Source organism: Microcoleus sp. B13-B6, assembly GCF_036705405.1.
GTDB lineage: Bacteria > Cyanobacteriota > Cyanobacteriia > Cyanobacteriales > Microcoleaceae > Microcoleus.
In genome coordinates this window covers 84,112-92,830 of record NZ_JAUBUJ010000011.1, presented here as the reverse complement: position 1 = coordinate 92,830, position 8,719 = coordinate 84,112, and the positions used below count along the sequence as shown (strand labels likewise).

The window sequence follows — 8,719 nt, the reverse complement described above, 5'->3', positions numbered from 1 at the left end:
GCCTGATTTTCCGTAGGGGCAATCCTCCCGTGGTTGCCCCGAAACTACAAAAGCCTGATTTTCCGTAGGGGCAATCCTCCCGTGGTTGCCCCGAAACTACAAAAGCCTGATTTTCCGTAGGGGCAATCCGACCCCTACTCCCCGTGGTTGCCCCGAAACAGCCCTACGCTGTGACGGGAGAGTGTCAACTACCACAATTAATCCCAAGGCGCTTTTGTGGTGGATTGTTGAGTTGCTAGCAGCCTAAGCTGTCAACCATTAACCAGTGGAGGCGGTCAATTCTATTTCTTTAGCCCAAGGTATTGCTGCCAAAATATAGTAGATGTCATTTCCTTTGAAGCACTTTTCCATTTTTCACTTACGGATGACCATTCATTAATACCTTCAGCAGCAACTTTAAACCACCTAGTCAAAAGGTTAGTACCAGCTACTTTATCTACCTCATTTTGGTTGTTATAGCTTTTACTAAGCTTTACAATGCTCATGTGAAAGCTTTCTGGGTCAGTGTTTTTGATAAAATCTGGGCCTTTTAGATAGTCTTCAAAAGCTTTTACAACCATCTCTACATGATTGTAATCAAAGTTTGCTAAAGCCTGAAGGATTACTTTTGTCAAATGCTCAACTGCAGCCATATATTCTGGAGAGTAATGGATGGAATAAGCTATTAAATCATTGCGGATATAATAATAATTTTCCCAATTTACATTTTTGGCCGCCGCTGGTTGGTGCCACACCGCCATTGATGGAAAAGCTACAATGTTATTGCCCAACTCTTTTATTCTTAAACCAAACTCTACATCATCTATTTTGATAAATAAAGGCAGCGGTAATTGAGTTTGTTCAACAAGTTCCTTAGAAAAAGAGAAAAACCAAAATCCGCCATAGTCTACATCTTCTTCCTTGAGCAACCTGTTGAGAGAATTAGAATCTCGTAAATCGATATTATAATTTAAAGCAATTAATGCCCCAGGCCCAAATCCTCTAGTTTTAGAATAGGCGTTGTACGATGCTCCTGCTTCATACAAGATATGCTTTTTCTGTAAATTTAGCAGTCCACCCGCTACAGCAAAATCAGAATTGGCGTATTCATACAAAGGAAATAATTTATAAATACATTCACTTTCTAACTCTATATCATCATCCATAAGCAAAAAGTGAGAATATTTTTTTTCCTCTAAAGCTTCCACCAACCCTCTGGTAAAGCCCCCGCTTCCACCAGCATTTATATTAGGAACTAGCCTCAGTTTTGGCTTTCCGAAATCAGCTTCATCTAAAGTTCTACCATTATCAACAACGAATACTTTAAAGTCCTTGGTTTCTAGCAATTCATCTTGAAAAATTGCACTTAATGTATTTTGTATGAAGTCCTCTTTTTTAAAGGTGCAAATGACAATCCCCAAGGATGCTTCTCTAGTTTTACTTTGATCGGTTGCTATCGAGGCCCCTTTAAATTCACCCTGTTCACTAGAACAAGTTATTTCAAAATATATTCTGCCCGCTTTTTTGCCTTGAAGGAGATTTATTGGTGAGAGTTTTACAGGGTCAGAGAATTGACATTTCTCAAAGCTCTCTTCAGAAATTATTTCTTTGTTTTTTTGTCCATCAAATTCTCTGTAAACAGAAACTTTAAAATCGCCTTCAAGTTTCAGCACATAGTAGATAGAGCTAAGAGTTGTATATTGAGTATAATATCTCTCGTAAAACGAATTAAAGTAAGAATTTGAGGAGACAACACCCCCCTGAGATAAAACAACTTTTTTGTCATTTTCCTGGTAGTTTATAGATGCAGATTCATTACACCGTATATATACATCGGCGCTTTCGGCGGATTTTGGGAGCTTAATTCCAGCTAATATGTTCATGTAATATGTACCTCTTCTTGTAGTAAACTTAGTAATTTAATTTGACTGCTCTTAAGCAGTCTTAGCTTAAGAATAATTTGTAGCTAGCTTCTAGCACGTCCTCCTTTAGGCATAACTGCTATCACATTTTTTTAAGTCGTGGATAAAGAGATTGATATCGAAACCAAGCCTCTTCTAGGATTGGATCAACTGATTGGGGAGTGGCAGCAAGCATTGGTGTGGCTGCCAGTTTGATGGTGTCATTAGCATCTGCGTATACGCCAATTCCGATACCCGCCAGTAGAGCAGCACCACGCGCGGAAGCCGCAGCAACTGTAGTTGCATAGAGGGGTATTCTCAATACATCAGTCAGTAATTGTTTCCAAGGCATTTCTGCAGTTCCACCGCCTGCTAAACGCAGTTCTGTCGCTTTAAAACCTGTTGCCTCAAGTGCCTCAAAACCTTGTCGCAAGGCAAAAGCAACTCCCTCTAAAGCTGCCCGCATCAAGTGCGCCTGTGTGTGATGAAGTCCCAGCCCCACCCATGCCCCACGTATATATGGATCAAGGTGTGGAGTTCGCTCACCCGTGAGGTACGGCAAAAATGTCAACCCTTCACATCCTGGGGGAACAGAAAACGCTTTAGTATAGACTTCCTGCCAGCTTAAGCCGAGGATACCTCGCACCCACTCAAGCGCTAACCCGGCATTTTGCATTGCTGCAAGGGTGTACCACTGGTTAGGTAGGGCGGTTCGATAGAGATGGGTACGACCATGACGATCGATAATTGGTTGCGATCGAGGTGTAATGATTTGAGCGCCTGTGCCAATGGTTAGTTGAACCAATCCAGGCTCTAGTAGTCCGTTACCAAGCGCCGCCGCTGCCGTATCCGCAGCACCAGCAATAACGGGTAAGCCAACTCTTAAGCCAAGATGCTCTGAAGCAATAGTTGTTAGGTAGCCTGCGATCGCACTAGAGGGGATAATTTTTGGTAACCAATCACCACGTAGATTCAGCGCTGAGACTGCATCCTCTGCCCAGTTATCCGACACAACATCGTAAAGCAAAGTACCGCTAGCATCAGATGGTTCCGTTGCAACTTCTCCAGTCATCCGTAACCGCAGCCAATCTTTTGGCTGGAGTGCCCAACGCGCTTCGGTGTAAACATTAGCCTCGTGTTCTCGTAGCCACAACAAAGTGGGGCCCGCCATTCCAGCCGTAATCGGGTTGCCCAAGCGCTCTAGAATAGCCGCATCGATCGAATGATAAGTGTTCAGCGTGGCACTAGAGCGAGTATCTGCCCAGAGGATAGCAGGGCGCAGGGGCTCACCAGACTCCGAAGCTAGGACAACACCGTGCATTTGCCCTGAAAGTCCGATCGCCTGTACCCGATCAGCGTGATTTCCCACTGCCTTCCTAACAGCCGAGGCAACCGCTAACCACCAATCTTCTGGTTCCGACTCAGCCCATCCAGGTTGGGGTGCATGAACAGGATAGGAGTTTGATGCTTCACCTATAGTGGTTCCGTCTGTCGCTAGGAGCAATGCCTTAGCAGAGCCTGTTCCTAAATCTATTCCAAGCAGCATTGGGCTAATCCTCAATTATTCAGTGTCTTAGGATCGTGGATTAAATAACTTCGTAGGTTGGGTTTCGTTCCTCAACCCAACCTACAAAAAATGCAACTTATTTAATTCTCATTCCTTAGCAAACGGGCGATCGCTTTTACCAATTCATCAGGTTCAACAGGCTTGGAGATATGCATCTGAAATCCGGCAGCTAAGGCTTGCTGCTGATTGATTTCTCCAGCATAGGCAGTAAGTGCGATCGCAGGAATCGTGCCTCCCTGTTCAGGAGACCACTTTCTAATGTGCCGAATCAGGGCATAACCATCCATCTCTGGCATCCCAATGTCACATAACAGCAGATCGGGGACAGATTGATTCAGGAGAGTCAACGCCTGTGCAGCCGAAGCGGCTGTGGCAACTTGTGCGCCAGATTGCATCAGGGTGAAGGCTGCCAACTCTCGCATATCTGCATCGTCGTCCACAACCAAGACCTGAACACCTGCTAAGTCTGCCGCACTTTCTGGGTGCCTGTCATCAGAAGAGGATTCCGGTTCTACGAGGTTTAAGGGTAGCCGGATGGTAAATGTAGCCCCTAAGTTCTGTCCTGGGCTGTCTGCTTGAACGGTTCCTCCATGCAGTTCGGTAAAATGGCGGACGATCGCCAGCCCCAATCCCAATCCGCCAAATTGTCGAGTCGTTGTGCCATCTTCTTGACGGAAGTAGTCAAACACATGGGGTAAGAAGTCTCGACTGATGCCTTTTCCCGTATCTTTGACTTGAATCTGAGCATACGTGCCAACTTGCTCTAGTTGCACCTCGATTCGTCCTCCGGCTGGGGTGAACTTCACGGCATTGGAAAGGAGGTTCCAGACTACCTGTTGGAGGCGATTCGTATCACCTGAAACCGTTCCTGAAATAGGATTAAACGTGGTCTGGATTTGAATGTGTTTGGCTTCGGCTGCTAGTCGTACCGTTTCCAGGCCGGCTTCAATCGTTGCTGCTAGATTCACACTCGCGACGTTTAACGTCATTTTTCCTTGCAGAATGCGCGAGACATCCAACAAGTCCTCAATTAATTGCGCTTGCAGCTTGGCGTTGCGTTCGATCGTTTCTAGGGCTTGCTGGGTTTTTGTGGCATCGAGTCGCCCAGTTCGTAGCAATTTTGCCCAGCCCAGAATCGGATTCAGGGGCGATCGCAACTCGTGGGACAATACGGCTAAAAATTCGTCTTTAATCCGGTTAGCGGCTTCTGCTTTTGCGCGATCGCGTTGAGCTAACCGATATAACTGAGCATTGTCGATCGCCAAGGAAGCACGACGCGCCAATTCCTCTGCCAGTTGCAAATCTGCTGAGGTATACCGTCGTCCAGATTCGGCTGAGATAAAGGAAATGACCCCTAGAATTCGTGCCTGAGTTCGTAGCGGCACCGTCATTACGGATCTGAATCCAACCTGCAGCAGAATCTCTAAATGCTCTGAATCACGCGCTGCCTGTACCAATAGTTCATCGGGAATCTCCGGCACCAAATCAGATTCCCCAGTTCGCAAGGTGTATGCAGCACCGCGAGGGTCATCCGGGTTCAGCGGATACTTTTCTCTAATCTGATATGCCCATTCGAGTTTGGCAGGGTTGATGTGAGCAACCGCAATCTGCTCGATCGCACCATCCTCGTCTATGATGTGAATCGTACACCAGTCCGCTAATTCCGGCACTGTAAGCTGCGCGACTTGCTCTAGAGTAGTTTGATAATCGAGTGAGGATGCCAGCACCGCACTTGCCTCAGAGAGAAAGCGTTGGGCAAGCTCTAACTGCACCCGTTCCGTCACATCTACCACATACACGAGAATGCCTTCAACCTGACCATTTGAGTTAACAGTTGGAAGATAGTAAACGTTGTAGTAACCGGGACGGCGATCTCCGCGTCCCGGAACATTCACTGCAAAGTTGGGTGAAATGAAAGGATTCCCTGTGGCGTAAATCTGATGGAAGACTTCAACTAATTTTGGATCGGACTGACCAAAAATATCTGGAATTGAATAGCCTAAGTGTTGCTCGCGGGTTAATCCATTAATTTCTGCTAAGGCTTCGTTGATGGCAATAAATCGCTGCTCGGAATCTAACAGAGCAAGTCCAATGGGTGATGTTTCAAAGATGGTTTCCAGTTGGCGCTGTGCGGCTTCGGCTTCGGATCGTGCTTGGCGCTCGCGTTCTAACAGTTGTTCTCGTTCTTGTTCTGCATACTTGCGCTGCGTCACATCCAGCACCAGCGATAACACCGAAATCATCCGTCCCGATTCGTCCCTGAGACTGGAGTTATACCAGTCGCAATGCACAATGTTGCGAGCTTTCGTGTAATTGCGGTTGTATGAAAAAATATGGGGTTCTTCACCATAGACCAGCCGTTGGCAGACTTCAGTCACCGATTCGAGGTCTTCCTCAAAGACAAAAGGTATCTCTGTTAAAGATTTGCCCAGAATTTCTTCGGCCCTCCAGCCCAAAATCCGCTCTGCACCAGCAGACCAGCGAATGATTTGAAAGTCTCGATTCCATTCAACGACTGCCATTGGAGAGTTTTCAACATGGAAGTTAAGCTTTTGTAGGGCTTGACGCAACGCCTCTTCTGCTTGCTTGCGTTCTGTGATATCAATGACAACTCCGATCGAGTGCTTGGGATTTCCCTGAGAATCATAAGTAAACTGTCCTCTCGCTTCCACCCAGTGAATGGAGCCATCAGGCCAACGCAGGCGATGTTCATGGTGATACTCCTTCTTGTCTGCTATGGCTTGCTGAAGTTTTGCATTGGTTTGTGCTAGGTCATCAGGATGAACCCGACTTGCCCAAACCTCATAGCAGGGTTCGGACTCATTGGGTTGCAGACCGAGTACCATAAAATGTCCTTCTGACCAAAGCAAGGCATCGGTCTGCATATCCCAGTCCCACGTTCCCATGCGTCCGACCTTCAGCGCCAGTTGCAGATGAGCTTCACTTTCTCGCAATTCCTCTTCTGCCCGCTCCCGCTCCACGGCTAGCCAGGTTTTTTCAGCAATTCGCTCCATCAGCACCACATCTTCCTCCGTCCAGTGGCGAACAGAGACATGGTGCAACACCAACAATGCGACAAATTTCCCCTCTTTCACCAAGGGAACACATAGCAGAGACTTGGTTTGGATTGCATCGAAGGCAGCCGCCCCAACTCCGGCAGTCCGAGGATCGCGATCGACATCATCCACGACAATTGTTCTGCCCTGCTTTAATTCAGCAATGAGTTCAGGGCCAAACGAATCTAGGTGATGTCTACCCACCACGCTGATTACACCATTGCAATAATCGCGATCGACAATGACATATTCCTGCGTTGGATCAATTTCGCCGTAGGTACAGCGAGTGACACTAAAGTGTTGCCCTGTAGCACAAACCACCTGCCACATAATTTCTTTGGGGTCTTGAATGGCACGAATCCCCTCATTCAATTCGATTAGGAATTGTTGAATTTCTTCTTTCTGCTGGAGGTTCTTAAGCAGTTGTTCAATTTGTTGCCTTGCCCGCACCTGGGCTGTCACTTCAACGTTATAAATCAACACGCCTTGAATGGTTCCCTCTGCATCCCGCCAAGGCGGACAGATGCAGTTGAAAAATCCCTCTTCCAACACACCATCACCGTTTTTATCCCAGTAAGCAGGCGATTCATTCCGAATAAATGTTTCTCCCGTCCGGTAAACGCGCTCAATGACATCAAAGTAAATTTGCCCCTCTAGTTCCGGGAAAACATCCCGCATAGATTTCCCGATCATGTCTCGAGTGCGCCCAGTCCCTTGCAGATAGGTTGGATTGGCAAATTCATACACAAGATCGGGACCTTTAACAATTCCAATCATGGCCGGCAATTGCATCAGGATGTCATGCAACCGCTTGCGTTCGCTTTCTGCTGACCGTCGGGCAGATTGTTCTCGTTTTAAAAGGCGATCGCGCTCTGCTTCGATCTGTTTGCGTTCGGTGATGTCAACCGAAACGCCAACCATGCGAACTCCTCGCCCCGTTTCATCCAGATAAACTTGTCCCTGACTGTTGAGCCAGCGCATAACGCCGTCTGGACTAATTACCCGATACTCCTGTGCGTAGGACTGTTCGACCGCAGTTGCCCGTTGGGCTGCTTGGATCACCCGTTGTCGATCGTCTGGATGAATGAGTGCAAAAAAATCTTCTCCTGTGCCTTCATGAAAACCCCAAACGTCTAGAGCATTAGCAGAACACACTACCTTATTGGTCGGCAAATCCATATCCCAGACCACCATCTTAGCCGCCGTCAGTGCCAATTGCAGGCGTTCTTGGCTCTCTCGTAATGACTGTTCAACTTGTTTGTAATCCGTCAAGTCTTGGAAGATAACAACGGCTGCAACAATCTGCCCCTGCTTATCTAAAATCGGTGCTGAGTTGGCGTTAATGAAAATGCGGCTAGCATCATTTCGATCAATTTCCATCTCTTCGTTTGTAACGACTTCACCTGTTTTTAGCGATCGCGCTAAGGGCATATCTTCATGGGCATAGGGTTGACCATTAGAACGAAGTGGAATGTATGAAACGAGGGCATCATATTCGTTAAGCTCAAGCGATGGTTCGTAGCCATATCCAACAATCTGCTTAGCTTGTTCGTTCGCCAGAACCAACTTACCAGATGCTGCATCGGCAATCATTACACCCGCAGGCATTTGTCGTAAAACGGCTTCAAATCGGGCGCGTTCAATTTCAAGCTCGTGCAATAACCGTTCTCGTTCTGCCTCTGCTTGCTTGCGTTCTGTAATATCGCGAAAATAAACTGCTACTCCTGCACTCCAGGGATAGGCCTTCGCCTCTATCCAACGCTGGACTGATTCCCCAAATTCTTCCCAGGAAACAGGAACCTGTTCCGTCATTGCCCGATGGAGTTCTCGATAGGGAATTGCACCAACCAGCTCAGGAAAAACCTCATTCCAAACGTGCTTTCCTAGTATATCTTCTGGTGTTTTGTGCAGGATTTGAGCCGCCGCCCCATTCACGTAGGTGTAGCGCCAGTCGCGATCGAAGGCGACAAACGCATCGGTAATGCTTTCCAGAATTGTTGCTACCTTGCCCTCGGTTTCTTGGACAGCGATCAACTGTTCGCCTTCAAGAGTGCGGGCAAAGCGTTCAATGACTTCAGAGCGAGAAATTCCTCGCCTGTGAGCCTCTTTATCGAGCGATCGCCATGCTGTATTAGTCAGAGATATGCTCACTCGTTGTTTCATCTCCGAGTTCCAATTGCTAACAAACTTGCCTGTGGCGTCGCGCTTCATGAAGA

The 8,719-nt window shown here is 47.2% G+C and carries 3 protein-coding genes; all 3 read right to left on the bottom strand.

Translation table 11 applies throughout. The features are described 5' to 3' along the window. Positions 1-281 precede the first annotated feature (281 nt). Positions 282-1,862: a glycosyltransferase gene (locus tag QUB35_RS07285; RefSeq protein WP_333140730.1), complete on the bottom strand. Its 1,581-nt coding sequence runs from the start codon at positions 1,860-1,862 to the stop codon at positions 282-284. 121 nt (positions 1,863-1,983) lie between these two features. Beyond that, a complete protein-coding gene (gene xylB / locus QUB35_RS07280; RefSeq protein ID WP_333140728.1) occupies positions 1,984-3,426 on the bottom strand; it encodes a xylulokinase in 1,443 nt (480 codons plus the stop codon). 101 nt (positions 3,427-3,527) lie between these two features. Beyond that, a complete protein-coding gene (locus QUB35_RS07275; RefSeq protein ID WP_333140726.1) occupies positions 3,528-8,714 on the bottom strand; it encodes a PAS domain S-box protein in 5,187 nt (1,728 codons plus the stop codon). Positions 8,715-8,719 lie beyond the last annotated feature (5 nt).